11 protein-coding genes are annotated in these 14,541 nt (G+C 68.6%); all 11 read right to left on the minus strand.

Going from position 1 to position 14,541, the window contains the following annotated elements; all coding sequences use genetic code 11:
* Window positions 1-83: 83 nt before the first annotated feature.
* A complete protein-coding gene (locus CDO46_RS16680) occupies window positions 84-1,253 on the minus strand; it encodes an ABC transporter substrate-binding protein (protein WP_087839615.1) in 1,170 nt (389 codons plus the stop codon).
* Between the two features lie 104 nt (window positions 1,254-1,357).
* Window positions 1,358-2,578: a TolC family protein gene (locus CDO46_RS16685; protein WP_087839616.1), complete on the minus strand. Its 1,221-nt coding sequence runs from the start codon at window positions 2,576-2,578 to the stop codon at window positions 1,358-1,360.
* Window positions 2,571-5,690, minus strand: coding sequence for an efflux RND transporter permease subunit (locus tag CDO46_RS16690; RefSeq protein ID WP_087839617.1), 3,120 nt, complete (start codon window positions 5,688-5,690; stop codon window positions 2,571-2,573). Before CDO46_RS16690 ends, CDO46_RS16685 begins: the two co-directional genes overlap by 8 nt.
* Window positions 5,691-5,699: 9 nt before the next feature.
* The gene (locus tag CDO46_RS16695) at window positions 5,700-6,812 is read right to left on the minus strand and encodes an efflux RND transporter periplasmic adaptor subunit (RefSeq protein ID WP_087839618.1); all 1,113 of its coding nucleotides are present in this window, start codon (window positions 6,810-6,812) and stop codon (window positions 5,700-5,702) included.
* Between the two features lie 122 nt (window positions 6,813-6,934).
* Window positions 6,935-8,359, minus strand: coding sequence for a HAMP domain-containing sensor histidine kinase (locus CDO46_RS16700; protein ID WP_243724431.1), 1,425 nt, complete (start codon window positions 8,357-8,359; stop codon window positions 6,935-6,937).
* Complete coding sequence (locus tag CDO46_RS16705) at window positions 8,356-9,039, minus strand: response regulator transcription factor (RefSeq protein ID WP_087839619.1); 684 nt, start codon at window positions 9,037-9,039, stop codon at window positions 8,356-8,358. The genes CDO46_RS16700 and CDO46_RS16705 overlap by 4 nt, the downstream gene beginning before the upstream one ends.
* Before the next feature lie 97 nt (window positions 9,040-9,136).
* Complete coding sequence (ehuA, locus tag CDO46_RS16710; protein ID WP_087839620.1) at window positions 9,137-9,907, minus strand: ectoine/hydroxyectoine ABC transporter ATP-binding protein EhuA; 771 nt, start codon at window positions 9,905-9,907, stop codon at window positions 9,137-9,139.
* Between the two features lie 27 nt (window positions 9,908-9,934).
* Window positions 9,935-10,603: an ectoine/hydroxyectoine ABC transporter permease subunit EhuD gene (ehuD, locus tag CDO46_RS16715; protein ID WP_087839621.1), complete on the minus strand. Its 669-nt coding sequence runs from the start codon at window positions 10,601-10,603 to the stop codon at window positions 9,935-9,937.
* Entirely contained in the window at window positions 10,600-11,253 is a 654-nt protein-coding gene (gene ehuC / locus CDO46_RS16720; RefSeq protein WP_087839622.1) for an ectoine/hydroxyectoine ABC transporter permease subunit EhuC, read from the minus strand. The genes ehuD and ehuC overlap by 4 nt, the downstream gene beginning before the upstream one ends.
* A complete protein-coding gene (ehuB, locus tag CDO46_RS16725) occupies window positions 11,250-12,182 on the minus strand; it encodes an ectoine/hydroxyectoine ABC transporter substrate-binding protein EhuB (RefSeq protein WP_087839623.1) in 933 nt (310 codons plus the stop codon). The genes ehuC and ehuB overlap by 4 nt, the downstream gene beginning before the upstream one ends.
* 194 nt (window positions 12,183-12,376) lie before the next feature.
* Complete coding sequence (locus CDO46_RS16730) at window positions 12,377-14,005, minus strand: DEAD/DEAH box helicase (protein WP_087839624.1); 1,629 nt, start codon at window positions 14,003-14,005, stop codon at window positions 12,377-12,379.
* Between the last annotated feature and the right edge of the window lie 536 nt (window positions 14,006-14,541).

Below are 14,541 nucleotides of genomic sequence, written 5' to 3' on the forward strand. Positions count from 1 at the left end.
CACTATAATTGCCTTCTTTATTATTGTCGACAATTTTATTGCACAACAAAAAGGGCGCCCCCCTGGGGCGCCCCGTACCGTGCTTACCTGCTCTTGCCTTCGCCCTCGTAGGCGAACTTGCCGTCGCGCACGACGCCCATGACGCGCGAGCGTTCGTCGAACCCCTGGTGGTCGCTGGCCGAGATGTTCAATACTCCGTTGGGTACGGTCAGGTTGGTGGTCGATTCGATCGCGTCGCGCAGCGCGGCGCGGAACTCCGGCGTGCCGGGCTTGGCGCCCTTCTTCAGCGCGCGTCCCACCGCATCGTCCAGCAGCATCCAGGCTCCCCAGGCGTCGCCCGCGAACTGGGTGACCGAACCGGCGCCGAACTTGGCCTCATAGCGGTCGACGAACTCGGTGGCCACCTTCTTGACCGGGTGCGAGGCCGGCAGGCCGTGCGCCACCACGCCGGGGCCGGTCGGGAACAGCGTGCCTTCCACCGCCTTGCCGCCCAGGCGCAGGAACTCGGGCGTGGCGATGCCGTGGGTCTGGTAGAGCTTGCCCCGGTAGCCGCGGTCCACCAGCGTCTTCTGCGGCAGCAGCGCCGGGGTGGACGAGGCGGCCACCAGGATGGCGTCGGGCTTGGCCACCATCAGCTTGAGCACCTGTCCGGTCACCGAGGTATCGGTACGGTTGTAGCGCTCGTTGGCGACGACCTTGATGCCGGCCTTCTGCGCCAGCGGCGAAAACTCGTTCCACCAGCTCTCGCCATAGGAATCGTTGAAGCCGATGAAGCCGACCGTCTTCACCCCGGCGCGGGCCATGTGTCCGACGATGGCGCTGGCCATGAGCGAATCGTTCTGGGGCATCTTGAAGGCCCATCTGCGCTTGGCGTCGGCATGGGGCTCGATGATGGAGGCATTGGCCGCCAGGGCCACCATGGGCGTCCTGCTTTCGGCGATCACGTCCAGCACCGCCAGCGCGGCCGGCGTGGTGTTGGGGCCGACCAGGACGTCGATGCGCTGCTCGGAAGTGAGCTTGCGCACGTTGGTGACGGTGTTGGTCGGGTCGGACCCGTCGTCCAGGATGATGTAGTTGGCCTTCTCGCCGCCCAGCGTGGGCGGCCACATCATGACCACGTTCTTGGAGGGAATGCCGATCGCCGCCGCCGGGCCGGTGGTGGCGAGATCGATGCCGACGGTGATGTCCGCTTTCGCGGCCGTTGCCAGCGCCAGCCCGGCCAGCAGGAAGCCGCGCAATGCCCATGATTTCATTTGAACCCCCGGAATGAGAACCGGCCGGAAAAAACCCCCGCGATGGGGCCGGCCATGTCCGCTAGTTTACGCCGCCGGGGGGCCGGCGGGCGGCCGCTTCCGGGTCATTCGAGCAGGTCGGCCCCCAGTTCCCCCGAGGCGATGCGCACATCCACCTCGGCCTGCATCACCGCCTCGAGCAAGTCCAGGTAGGTGTTCTTTTTCTCGGCCACGGCCTGGATCGCATCGACCAGGTCGAGGATGCTGCCCCGGCCCAGCGTGTAGGAATCCTGCGCCATCTGCCGCAGGCGCGGGATCATGGACAGGCCTTCCTTCTCGAAGCGGTCGGCCAGCTGCTGGCGACGGTTGAGCTGCTCGGTGGCGCGGCGCAGTTCGCTTTCCGCGGCCACGACAATGGCCCGGCTGCGCAGGCGCATGCCGTCGGCCTCGGCGGCCGCACGCGCGATGGGCCCCTGGTTGCGGTCGAACAGCGGAATGGCCACCGACACGCCGTACTCGGTGCTGCGGCCCTCGTTGTTGTTCAGCCGGCCGACCATGAAAGTGGGCGTGGGATAGGCCTGGCGCCGCTCGGCCTCCAGCTGCTTCTCGGCGAAGGCTTGCTGGGCCAGCGCCGCGCGCACCGCGGGCAGGCGGTTCTGCGCCTGCGGCCAGATGGCGTCGAAACTCAGGGCATTCCAGTGCGAGACGATGGAACCGGCCGCGCGCGGCCGCCACGCCGGCGCGCCGACACTGGCCGCCACCCGGGCGGACGCCTGCAGCGTCTCGGCCTGGGCCTGGGCCAGTTGCGCATCCAGCGAGGCGCGTTCCACCTCGAGCCGGGTCAGATCGTAGCGGCTGCGCGCCCCCGCCTGGACCTGGCCTTGCACGATGCGGAAGGCGCCTTCCAGGTCGTCCTTGGCGTCCAGCCAGCGCTTCTCGCGCTCCTGCGATACCAGCAGCGACATGAAGTCCCGGGCCGCATCCTGCAGGGCCTGGGCATAGACCAGCCGCAGTTGTGCCCGGGCCGCCTCGACGCCGCTCTTGGCGCTCTCGATGCGGGCGCCGCGCTGGCCGAAGATCGGAATGTCCTGCGAGATGGTGGTTTCCTTCTCGCCCCGCTTGTGGGTATAGGCCACGCTGGGGTTGGAGAAGGTCTGGGCCGTCATCAGGTCGGCCTCGGCCATCGCCACCTGCGTGCGCTCGGCCTGCAGCGCGGGGCTGGAGGTCTTGACCAGTTCCAGCAGCTGGGGCAGCGACACTTCGGTGCCCAGCGCCGGGGGCAGATCGGCCGCGCGCGCCGCCGGCAGGCACAGCGCGACCAGCAGGATACCTAGATACTTACGCATTTTCGTTGTCCATAGATGCCGCGTCGCGCTCCTCGGCGGTCAGCATGCGCCTGGGTCCCAGCCAGGCATACAGCACGGGCAGCACGAACAGCGCCACCAGCGGCAGCACCGCCATGCCTCCCACCACCACGGAAGCGAACGGACGCTGCGTCTCGCTGCCCACGCCGGTGGACAAGGCCATGGGCAACAGGCCGATCAGGCCCAGCAGCGCCACCATCAGGATGGAGCGCATGCGCTCGGCGGCCCCCTCGATCAGCGCGGGAACCAGCGCCACGCCCTCGCGCCGCAGGTTCTCGACCGCGCTCAGGACCAGCAGGCCGGCCAGCGCCACCTGCCCCAAGAGGGCGATGAAGCCGATCGCCGCGCTGATGGACAGGTCGATGCCGGTCAGGTGCAGCGCGACGATGCCGCCTATCATGGCGAACGGCGCGGTCAGCAGGATGATGGACGCGCTGCGCGCGCTGCCCAGCGCGCTGAAGAGCAGGACGAACACCACCAGCAGCGACAGCGGCACGACGATCTTCAGGCGGGCCGAGGCGCGCTGCTGGTTCTCCCACTGGCCGCCCCACTGGGCGATGTAGCCCTCGGGCATCTTCACGTCCTTCTTGAAGGCGGCGATGGCCTCTTTCACGACCGAGCCCATGTCGCGCCCCTGGACGTTGAACTTCAGCGCCATGTAGCGGGCGTTGCCCTCGCGGAAGATCGAGGAGTTGCCCACCTTGAAGCTGATGCTGGCCAGGGCGTGCAGCGGCACGTAGGTGCCGTCGGGCGCCGAGACCTGGATCTCGCGTATGCGTGCCTCGTCCATCCGGTCCACGTAGGGCAGGCGCACCCGCACGGGCACGCTGCGCTCGCCTTCCCAGGCGGTGGTGACCACCTTGCCCGCCAGCGCGGTCTCGACGGCGGTGTCGGCCACTTCCATGGAAATGCCGTAGCGCGCCAGCGCGTCGCGGTTGAACTCGATGTGCAGTTGCGGGGCCGGCGCGTCGCGGTACAGGTCCAGGTCGACCACGCCATCGATGTGGCTGACGGCCTCCTTGGTCTGCTGCAGGATGCCGCGCATGGTCTCGATCTCGCTGCCGAACACCTTCAGCACCACGTGGCCGCGCGCGCCCGAGGTCGATTCCTCGACGCTGTCGCGGATGGGCTGGGCGAAGTTGAACTGCACGCCAGGGATGTCCGCCAGGGACTGGCGCATCTGGGCCACCAGTTCGTCCTTGGTCAGGCCCTTGCGCCACTGGGCGCGTTCCTTCAGGCGCACCAGCACCTTGGCGACGTTGATGGTCTCGTTGTCGGTGCCGTCTTCCGGCCGCCCCTGCTCGCTGGTGACGGAGATCGCCTCGGGCACCTCCTTGAGCCGCATGCGTATGGTGCGCAGCAGCTCCTGCCCCTTCTCCAGCGAGATCGACGGCGGCATCTGCACCAGCACGTAGGCGTCGCCCTCGTCCAGTTCGGGCAGGAACTCGGTCCCCAGTTGCGAACCCGCGTACAGCGCCAGCAACAGCGCCACGACGGCCACGGCGAACACGTTGCGCCGGTTGCGGCGGCTTTCCAGCACGCGCGCGATCCATCCCGAATAGGCATGGTGCATGCGCAGGAACACCGCCGGCTCGGGCGCCACCACGTCCTTGGGACGCAGCAGCAGCGCGCACAGCGCGGGCACCAGCGTCAGCGCGAACACCAGCGCGCCGACCAGCGCGAAAGTGTAGGTCATGGCCAGCGGGCGGAAGATGCGGCCTTCGATGCTTTCCAGCGAAAACACGGGGATCAGGGCCGCGATCACGATGGCCATCGCGAACAGCGTCGGCTTGGCCACCGACATGGCGGCCTCGATGATCAACTCGAACATGTCGCGGCGCGAGGCGGGTTTTCGCAGCCTGGCCTTGTGGATGATGGCCTCGGTCAGCACCACCGCGCCGTCGACGATGATGCCGAAGTCGATGGCGCCCATGGAGATGAGGTTGGCCGGCATGCCCAGGAAATGCAGGCCGACGAACGCCACCAGCAGCGACAGCGGGATGACCACCGCGACGATCAGCGAACCGCGCAGGCTGCGCAGGAACAGCCACAGCACGCCCACGATCAGCGTCGCGCCGAACAGCAGGTTGTGATAGACGGTATGCAGCGTATGGCCGACCAGGTGCGAGCGGTCATAGCTGGGCTCGATGCGCATGCCCGTGGGCAGCATGTGCGCGTTGATGTCGTCCACCTTGGCGTGGACCTGGTCCAGCACCTTGCTGGGATTCTCGTCGCGCTTGAGCAGCACGATGCCTTCGACGATGTCGTCCTCGTCGTTCATCCCCACCGAGCCCTGGCGCGGCGTGTAGGACTGCACCACGCGGGCCACGTCCTTGACGCGCACGGGGGTGTTGTTGTGCACGTCCAGCACGATGGTCTCGATGTCGCGCGGCGTGCGCAAGAGGCCGATGCCGCGGATGATCAGCGATTGCTCGCCGCGGCGCAGCAGCCCGCCGCCCACGTTCTGGTTGGACTTCGAGACGGCCTCGACCACCTGGTCCAGCGTCAGGTTGTGCGCCATCAGCTTGGCCGGATCCACCTCGATGTGGAACTCCTTGACGAAGCCGCCCATGCTGACCACATCGGCCACGCCCTGGATCTGCTTGAGGACCCGGGCCACGGTCCATTCCTGCTCGGAGCGCAGCTGGGCCAGCGTATGGCGGTCGCTGTTGAGCCGGTAATAGAAGATCTTGCCCAGCGGCGTGTTGTCGGGCGCCATCTCCGGCGTCACGCCGTCGGGCAGGTCGGCCGACGGCAGCCGCTGGGTGACCTGCACCCGCGCGTCGAAGCTCTTGGTCTTGTCGTCGAAGACCATGGTGATCATCGACAGGCCGAAATAGCTCTCGGACCGCAGCGACACCAGCCCGGGCGTGCCGTTCAGCGCCCGCTCGAGGGGAAACGTCACCTGCCGCTCGACCTCTTCCGGCGCCAGGCCGGGGGCGAGCGAGATGACGCCCACCTGGACGTTGGTGACGTCGGGATAGGCCTCGATGGCGGTGTTCAGGAAGGCGTAGACGCCGTAGATGGCGACGATCAGCGTCGCGGTCAGCGCCACCAGGCGGCGATGGACCACCAGCGCAATGAGTGAACGCATGGCGGATCCTTACAGCAGTTGGTTGGCGGCGCCGTCGAGCAGCAAGCCGCCCTTGGTGACCACCTTGTCGCCCGGCTCGATGCCCGACAATACGGGGATGTAGCCGTTGGACGGTTGGCCCAGCGACACGGTACGCGCCTCGAACACGTTGTCCGAGACCTGGACGAATACGATGGAGCGCTGGCCGTCCTTGATCAGCACCGAGGTGACGGGCACCGACAACCCCTCGGCGGCGCGGCTCTGGATGCCGGCCCGGGCCAGCATGCCCGCGCGCAGGTTGGGATTGGAGTCGTCCAGCGTGATGAACACCTGCCCGCGGCGGGTCTGGGCGTTCAGGGCCGAGCCCACGCGCAGCACCTTGCCCGTCAGGGGCCGGTCCAGCGAGGCCACCACGATCTGCACCGGCGCCCCCTGGGCGATCGTGCTGAGGTCGCTTTCGAAGACGTCGGCGTTGATCCACAGCGCGGTCGGATCGCCCACGGTGAACAGCGATCCGGAATCGGGTCCCACCGACGCGCCGGGCGTGGTGTTGCGGTTGATAACCACGCCGGCGCGCGGCGCGCGCAGCAGCAGCGTGTCGCTGCCGCCGCCGCCCAGGAAGCTGGCGGCCCGCGACGCCACGTCGGCGTTGTGCTGGGCCTCCTGCAGCTTGGCCTCGGCCACGACCAGTTCGGCCTCGATGCCGATGCCCTTCTCCATCATCAGGCGCTGGCGCTTGGCCTCGGCCTGGGCCACCCGCAGTTCGACCTGGGCATTGGCGTAGTCGGCCCGCACGCGCGAGGCGTCGGGGCTGGACAGCGTCGCCAGCGGCGTTCCGGCCTTGACCACGTCGCCCACCTGGGCCTGGACCTGGAGGATGCGGCCGGATGCCGGCGCCACCACCTCGGCCACCTGTTCCTCGCGGAAAGCCACCCGGGCCGGCGCCCACACCACGTGCACCGCGCCCTGGGTCCCCATTTCCTGGATTTCCATGTACTTGAGCGAGGCCGGCTTGACGCGGACCTGCCCGGGCGCGAGCGGCGCGGCGTTTTCGGTGGGAGCCGGAGGAGCCTCTTGCTTGTCCGAGCAGGCCGCCAGGGCAAGCAGACAGGTGACGACGACAAAATGGGCAAAACGCGGCATGAGCAACCTTTGACGATTTTACGGCTCGGATCGGTCGTCGACGCGTCCCACGGCGCGAGGCACTCCTGATCCGGATCGCGTGATGTTAGCGACCGGCTGAAAGGGAAAGCATGGCCGAAACATTACCGTTTTGTCATTTTTCCCAGCCTGGGCAGCGTGATACGGGCCACCAGGCCGGGGCCGGCGTCGTCCAGGTCCAACGAAGCGTTGTGGAGGCTGGCGATGGCCGTCACGCTGGCCAGGCCCAGGCCGTAGCCCGGTACGCGGCGGTTGAGCCGGAAGAACCGGGTCCCGACCTTGGAGCGCTCGATGGCCTGGATGCCGGGCCCGTTGTCCTGCACCACCAGCGACACCGTGTCGCTTTCTCGCTGCGTGCTGACCGTGACGCGGGCGGGGCTGCCGGCGTATTTGATCGCGTTGTCCAGCAGGTTGGCCACGGCGCTGGCCAGCAGGTCCTTGTCGCCCGCCGCCATGACGTCTTCGTCCATGCGCACGCGCAGCTCCACGCCCTTTTCCTCGGCCACCGGCTCGTACAGTTCCACCACGTCGGCCACGATGTCGTTCAGCGATACCGGTTGGAAAGCCTGGCGCCGAGCGCCCGACTCCGCCTCGGCGATCTGCAGCAGCTTGTCGAAGACGATGGTGAGTTCCTCGATCTCGCGGATGGCGAAGGTCGTGGCCTGCGCCACCTGCGCCGGGTCCGTGCCCGGACGGCTGGCCACTTCCAGCTTGGCGCGGATCCGCGACAGCGGCGTGCGCAGATTGTGGGCGATGGTGTTGGAGACGTGCCGCACGCCGTCCATCAGGATCTCGATCCGGTCCAGCATCAGGTTGATGTCGTGGCTCAGGCGCGCGAACTCGTCGTCCTTGCCGGACACCGGGATGCGCTGCGTCAGGTCGCCGGCCTCGATCTGGGCGGCGGTGCGGCGGATCGCGCCGACCCGGCTCTCGAGCTGGTCGCGGAACACGATGGCGCCGATGATGGCCAGCAGCACCGAGACCACCGCCGCCGCCATCAGCGCGTTGCCGACCAGTTGCTCGAGGTCCTTCTGGTCGCGCATGTCGCGGCCGACCAGCAGGACGGACCCGTCGGCCAGCAGTTCCGTGCGGAACCGGCTGTAGGAGATGCGCCCGTCCCGCAGCACCTGCTTTTCGACGATCCCGAAGGTGGGCTTGAGCAGGTCGCGGGAAACGGCGATGTTGCCCGCCATTTTCTTGCCCGCCGCTGTGGCCAGCAGGTAGACCTCGGTATCGGAGTTGACGCCGTCGGTCAGGGTCTCGGTGATGTCGTCGGCCAGCCGCTCGGGCCCGTAGGCCTCGAAATGGCTGACCATCCGGTGGCTGGCCGACACCAGTTGCCGGTCGATGCGGTTCTGCAGCACGCCGATGGTCTGCACGTACAGCACCGACAGCAGCACCATCATGAACAGCACCACCGACACGCCATAGCCCAGCGCGAGCCGGAACGCGACCGACTGCCACAGTCGCCGGACGAAGGCCAGCGGCCCGGTCTGGCGGCCGGGATAGTCGTCGTAGGCCGTGCTCAACGCGGCGCCGCCGAGATCATGTACCCCACCCCGCGCACCGTATGGATCAGGGGAGGCGCGAAGCCGTTGTCGATCTTGTTGCGCAGGCGGCTGATCTGCACATCGATCACGTTGGTCTGCGGATCGAAGCGATAGTCCCAGACCGCCTCGAGCAGCATGGTGCGGGTCACGACCTGTTCCTGGTTCAACAGCAGGTAGACCAGCAGGCGGAACTCGCGCGGCTGCAGCGTGATGGTCTTGCCGTCGCGCTCGACGGTGCGCTTGGTCAGGTCGGCCCGGAGATTGGCGATGCGCAGTTCGCGCACATCGTCGCGGGCACGGGCCCTGCGGTACAGGGCCTCGACCCGCGCCGCCAGCTCGGAGAACGCGAACGGCTTGGTGAGGTAGTCGTCGCAGCCGCCGCGCAGCCCCCTGACCCGCTCGTCCAGCCCCGCCAGCGCGCTCAGGATCAGCACGGGCGTCGTCTTGCCTATGCCTCGCAGCGTGGTCAGGATGGACAGGCCGTCCACGTCGTTGGGCAGCATGCGGTCCAGGATGATGACGTCCCAGGCCTCGGTCATGGCGCGATTGAGCCCGTCGGCGCTGTCGCGGCAGGCCGCCACCTCGTGGCCGGCCTCCTTCAGACCGTTGCAGATATAGCGCGAAGTATCGACTTCGTCTTCGATGACCAGGCAGCGCATGGCGGCTAACGATTCCCGACTGATGAAGATCCGGCGCGCGTGGATGGCGCCGGGCTCCTAATAGTCTACCCTCGTTGCCGCGACCGGGACGGCCGCCTCAGGCCTCGATGACGGCTTCCAGGAACTGGCGCGTGCGCGCGCGGGCCGGATGACCGAAGACCTGGGCGGACGGTCCGTCCTCGACGATGCGGCCGCCGTCGAAGAACAGGGTGCGGTCCGAGCTGCGCTCGGCGAACTTCATCTGGTGCGTCACGACGATCATCGTCATGGTGCGCCGCGCCGACAGCTCCCGCATGATCTCCAGCACGCCGCCCACCAGTTCCGGGTCCAGCGCCGAGGTCACCTCGTCGAACAGCATGACTTCCGGCCGCATGGCCAGCGCGCGGGCAATGCCGACCCGTTGCTTCTGGCCGCCGGAAAGATTGGCGGGATACCGATCCAGCTTGTCTCCCAGCCCCACCATGTCCAGGTATTCGCGCGCCCGCTGCTCGGCCTCGTCCCGGCCCAGCCCCAGCACGTGCCTGGGCGCCTCGGCCACATTGCGCAATGCCGTCATATGGGGGAACAGGTTGAAGTGCTGGAACACCATGCCTATCCGTCCCCGCACCCTGCTCAGATGCGCCGGCCGGGCCGGGACTTCCCTGCTGCCCCGCCGTTCGGTCCACATGGATTCGCCATCGATCAGGATGCGGCCGGCATCGGGCCGCTCCAGCGTCATCAGCAGGCGCAGCAGCGTCGACTTGCCGGACCCCGACGGACCGATCAGCGCGACCGTCTGGCCGGCCGGAATGTGCAGGTCCAGGCCCCGCAGCACCTCGACCTCGCCGTAGCGCTTGCAGACATTCTCCAGCGTGACACTGGCGCTCATGCGTCCTCCTTCATGTCGTCGTTCGGCTCAGCGCAGCCTGGCTCCCACGCGCCTCACTCCCCAGGCCGCGGCCAGGCTCAGCGCCAGGAAGATCAGCCCCACCAGCGTGAGCGGCTCGGTATAGCGGAACGTGGCCGAACCGGCGATCTTGCTGGCCTGGAGCAGTTCCACCACGGTGATGGCCGACAGCAGCGGCGTATCCTTGAACATGGCGACGAAGTAGTTCCCCAGCGCCGGCACGATGGGCGGGATCGCCTGCGGCAGGATGACGTCCCGCAGCGTCCGCCAGCGACCGAGATTGAGCGCCAGCGCCGCGTCCGACTGCCCGCGCGGCACGCTTTCCAGGCCGGCCCGGTACACCTCGGCGCAGTAGGCGGCGTAGTGCACGCCCAGTCCCAGTACGCCGGTGGCCAGCGGCGAGAACTGCACGCCCGTGACCGGCAGCACGTAGAACAGGAAGAACAGTTGCATCAGCAGCGGCGTGCTGCGCACGAACTCGATGACCAGCGCCGCGCCCCAGGCCAGCGGCCGCAGCGGTGCCCTTCGCATCAGCGCCAGCACCAGCCCCAGCGTCACGGCCAGCGCCATGCCCAGCAGCGTGGCCTGCACGGTGATCGCCAGGCCGTCCAGCAAGGTGGGCAGCACGGCGCGGGCATAGCCCCAGTCGAACAGCGGCTGGCTGGCGGCCGCGCTCATGCCCGCCCCCGGTGGCGGGCCGCACGCCGCTCCAGCAGCCGCATGCCGCCGTTCAGGACCTGGGCGGCGGCGAAATACATGAGCAGCGCGATGCTGAACACCTCCACGGTGCGGAAAGTCTCGCTGCGCAGCAGTTGCGCGCTGAAGGTCAGGTCGGTGATGGTGATCAGCGACACCAGGGCGGTGTTCTTGAGCAGTTCGATCAGGAGGTTGCCGGCCGGCGGCAGCATCAGCGGCACGGCCTGCGGCACCAGGATGCGCCACAGCGTGGCCGTCGGCGTCATGTTCAGCGCCACCGCGGCCTCGGCCTGCCCCTTGGGCACGTTGGCGATCGCGCCGCGCACGATCTCGGCTCCGTAGGCCCCGGTATGCAGGCCCAGCACCAGGATGCCCGCCCAGACCGCCGGCAGCCGCAGGCCCAGCAGAGGCAGCACGTAGTAGACCCAGAAAAGCTGCACCAGCGCGGACGTTCCGCGGAACACCTCCACGTAGCAGGCCGCGGGCCACGATAGGTAGGGCCGCCGCGACATGCGCCCCAGGCCGGACAGCAGCGCCGCCGGGATGGCCAGCGCCGCCGCGCCCGCGGTGAGCTGCAAGGTGACCCACAGGCCGCGCAGCAAGGGCGGCAACAGCTCGGGAAGGTCGGTCATGACGGATCGGAGGCCGGGGCGGGCGCGGCGGCGGGAGACTGCCCGCACAACTGCGCCGACGTCGCGTCGCCCGGCAGTTCGTTCGCGGTGAAGCCGAAAGGCTCGACCAGGCGCTGGTGCTCGGGCGTCCCGATGAAATGCGCCAGCTCGCGGTCGAAGGCTTCGCGCAGCGCCACGTCCCCCTGGCGGAAGCCGAACGCGCCGTACCCGCGCACCGCTTCGCCGTTCTCGGTAGGCTGGACGAACCGGGCCACCTTGTCGATCTGCCAGTCCGGCACCTTGGTCAGCACGTAGTTCAAAGTCAGCGCCGTCGCGGCATAGACGTCCGCCCGCCCCGCCACCACGCCCTCGACCGCGCTGACCACGTCGGGAAACACCACGACCTGCGACGGCGGCACGCCCGCGCGCGCGGCGTAGTCGTTCTGCACCGCCCCGACCACCACGCCCACGCGGGCGCCGGGGTCGGCGGCCACGTCGGCATAGCCATGCAATCGGCGCGGATTGTCCGTACGCTGGAGGAACCCGTCGCCCACGCCGTAGGTGGGATTGGAGAAGGCGATCTGGCGGCACCGGTCGGGCAGCACGTACATGCCGGCGGCGATCATGTCAAAACGGCCGGCCAGGAGGCCCGGGATCAGCGCGCCGAACTCGGTCAGCACGCCTTCGACCTCGCCTATGCCCAGCCGCCCCAGGATCACACGGGCGATTTCCGGGGCTTCGCCCGTCAATCGGCCCGCCCGGCTGTCCATGTAGGCGAACGGCGCCTCGTTCGCATAGCCGATGCGCAACCGGCCGGCCTGGACGGCGCGCTGCAGGCTGTCGGGCTGGGCCGCGGCCCCGGGAGTGGCGCCAGCGTCGGCCGCTCCCGCCGAAGGCGCGATGCCTGCCAGCCATACCGCCGTCCACGTCGCAAGAAGAAAACGAGTCATGAGTCGCCCGGGCAATACCAAGGCAAATCATATCTCCTAATAATATTTCAGTTCAAATCAATTGAAGGCGAATGATCTGGACGATGCGCGATGGCCGGACGTGAAAACGCCCCCGCGCGCGGCCTGGGGCCGCGGGTCGGGGGCGTCGGGCGCGGCGGCTGGCCGCCGCGCCGGGTTGGCCTTGCAGGATGCCGTCAGGCGGCGCGACGACGGGAATCGAAGCGGCGCACGGGCGCGTCGCGGCGATCGCCTTCCGGACGGGCTGCGCGGGGACGGTCGGCCCAGGCCTGGGCCGGACGCTCGCGGCGGTCACCTTCGGGGCGGCCGCCCTGGGGACGATCGCCCCAGGTGCGCTCGCCCTGCGGACGGTCGCCACGCGGCCGGGCGGCGTAGCCCTGGCCTTCGGGCGAACGCTCGCGGCGATCGTCCTGGAAGCGCGGCTCGTACCGGCGCTCACCGTAGCCCTGGCGTTCGCCCTGGGACGGTTCGCCATGGCGGCGCTCGCCGCGCGGACGGTCGCCGAAAGCCGGACGCTCGTCGCGGTTGCGGTCGAAATGGCCACGGCCTTCGTACTGCCGCTGCCCGCCTTCACGATTCTGGTAGCCGCCACGGCCGCCCTGGCGCCAGCCCGGCTTGCCGCCGGGGCCGCCGCGGCGCGGACGGTCGGAGCCGTGCCGCGGCGCGCGCTGCGGCTCGAGTCCGGGGATCACCTGGACGGGGATGCTCTGGTCCGTATAACGCTCGATGGTGCGGATCTTGTGACGCTCGCCATGCGCGGCCAGCGTGAACGCCAGGCCGTCGCGGCCCGCGCGGCCGGTACGGCCGATGCGGTGCACGTAGTCCTCGGCCTGCATGGGCAGGTCGAAGTTGACGACGTGGCTGATGCCTTGCACGTCGATACCCCGCGCCGCCACGTCGGTGGCGACAAGGATCTGCACCCGGCCGCGCTGCATGTTGCCCAGGGTACGGGTACGCTGGCGCTGGTTCATGTCGCCATGCAACGCCTCGGCGGCGAAGCCCTGGTCGGCCAGCGTGTCGGCCAGATCGTCGGCCGCGCGCTTGGTCGAGGTGAAGACGATGGCCTGCTGGATGTTGACGTCGCGCAGCAGGTGGTCCAGCAGGCGCATCTTGTGCTCCATGTCATCCGCGTACAGCAGCGACTGGGTGATGTTGGCGTGCTTTTCCTTCTGGCTGGCGATCTCGATGCGCTGGGGGTCGCGCATCATCTTGGCAGCCATCCGGGCCACCGAGCCGTCCAGCGTGGCCGAGAACAGCAGCGTCTGCCGGGTGGCGGGCGTGCGCGCCACGATGGCCTCGATGTCGTCGATGAAACCCATGTCCAGCATGCGGTCGGCCTCGTCCAGCACCAGGACCTCGACTTCGGACAGGTTCACCTTGCCGGACTGGACGTGGTCCAGCAGACGGCCCGGGGTCGCGACCAGCACGTCGACCCGGCGCGACAGCGCCTTCAACTGGGCACCATAGGGCATGCCGCCGACGACCGTGGCCGTGCGCAGCCAGTTCAGCGCCTTGCCATAGGTGCGGGTGGCTTCCGACACCTGCTGGGCCAGCTCGCGCGTGGGGGTCAGCACCAGCACGCGCACGCCGGGCGTGCGCAGCGGCGAAGCCTGGACCTGCCGGTTCAGGGCCGGCAGCATGAAGGCCGCGGTCTTGCCGCTACCGGTCTGGGACGACACCATGAGGTCGTGCCCCTCCAGCGCCAGCGGGATGGCCCGGGCCTGGACCGGCGTCGGCTCGGTAAAGCCGGCTTCGGTCAGCGCGCCGACGATGGCGGGAGCAAGGCCGAGTTCAGTGAAAGACATATTCATTCCTTACGTTACGTATGGCGCAACGCAAGCCTTTCCCCACCGGACATACCCGGACGCGCGAAAAACGCGGCCATGGCCCCGCCAAGGACGGGGCCGGATTCATCGAGCCTGGAAAGCTGGCGCTACGCTGCGGAGACGGACACGGCCGCTCCGGACGGATCATCGGCGCCGACCGATATCACCGTGCGCGCAACGCAAAGGGAAAAACGAGGTCAGAGACGATGCAGTTTTCGGTCAACCCACTTGGTTACCGATCGTCTGCATGAAGGCCACACCGGTGCCCGACAGGGCGATGGCGTGATTTGTGCAGTACAGCAATATTACCCCAGATTTACCCTAATAGATACCCCACAAAACCACACACCTCAAAAAAATACCCCCACGCTTGCCGCTACGCGGCGGCGCTGCCCCCCGAGGGGGCGCTTTTTGCCTTGGGGCGGCCCTGCGGCAAAAAATATGCCCCCACGCTTGCCGCTACGCGGCGGCGCTGCCCCCCGAGGGGGCGCTTTTTGCCTTGGGGGCGGCCCGGC

This window comes from Pigmentiphaga sp. NML030171 (assembly GCF_002188635.1).
Taxonomy (GTDB): domain Bacteria; phylum Pseudomonadota; class Gammaproteobacteria; order Burkholderiales; family Burkholderiaceae_B; genus Pigmentiphaga; species Pigmentiphaga daeguensis.

What these genes read in the sequence shown, in the direction of transcription:
- CDO46_RS16705 (WP_087839619.1), bottom strand. Translation starts at nt 9,039, where the DNA reads ATGCGCTGCCTGGTCATCGAAGACGAAGTCGATACTTCGCGCTATATC.
- ehuD (WP_087839621.1), bottom strand. Translation starts at nt 10,603, where the DNA reads ATGAGCGCGGCCGCCAGCCAGCCGCTGTTCGACTGGGGCTATGCCCGC.
- CDO46_RS16680 (WP_087839615.1), bottom strand. Translation starts at nt 1,253, where the DNA reads ATGAAATCATGGGCATTGCGCGGCTTCCTGCTGGCCGGGCTGGCGCTG.
- ehuB (WP_087839623.1), bottom strand. Translation starts at nt 12,182, where the DNA reads ATGACTCGTTTTCTTCTTGCGACGTGGACGGCGGTATGGCTGGCAGGC.
- CDO46_RS16690 (WP_087839617.1), bottom strand. Translation starts at nt 5,690, where the DNA reads ATGCGTTCACTCATTGCGCTGGTGGTCCATCGCCGCCTGGTGGCGCTG.
- ehuA (WP_087839620.1), bottom strand. Translation starts at nt 9,907, where the DNA reads ATGAGCGCCAGTGTCACGCTGGAGAATGTCTGCAAGCGCTACGGCGAG.
- ehuC (WP_087839622.1), bottom strand. Translation starts at nt 11,253, where the DNA reads ATGACCGACCTTCCCGAGCTGTTGCCGCCCTTGCTGCGCGGCCTGTGG.
- CDO46_RS16730 (WP_087839624.1), bottom strand. Translation starts at nt 14,005, where the DNA reads ATGTCTTTCACTGAACTCGGCCTTGCTCCCGCCATCGTCGGCGCGCTG.
- CDO46_RS16695 (WP_087839618.1), bottom strand. Translation starts at nt 6,812, where the DNA reads ATGCCGCGTTTTGCCCATTTTGTCGTCGTCACCTGTCTGCTTGCCCTG.
- CDO46_RS16685 (WP_087839616.1), bottom strand. Translation starts at nt 2,578, where the DNA reads ATGCGTAAGTATCTAGGTATCCTGCTGGTCGCGCTGTGCCTGCCGGCG.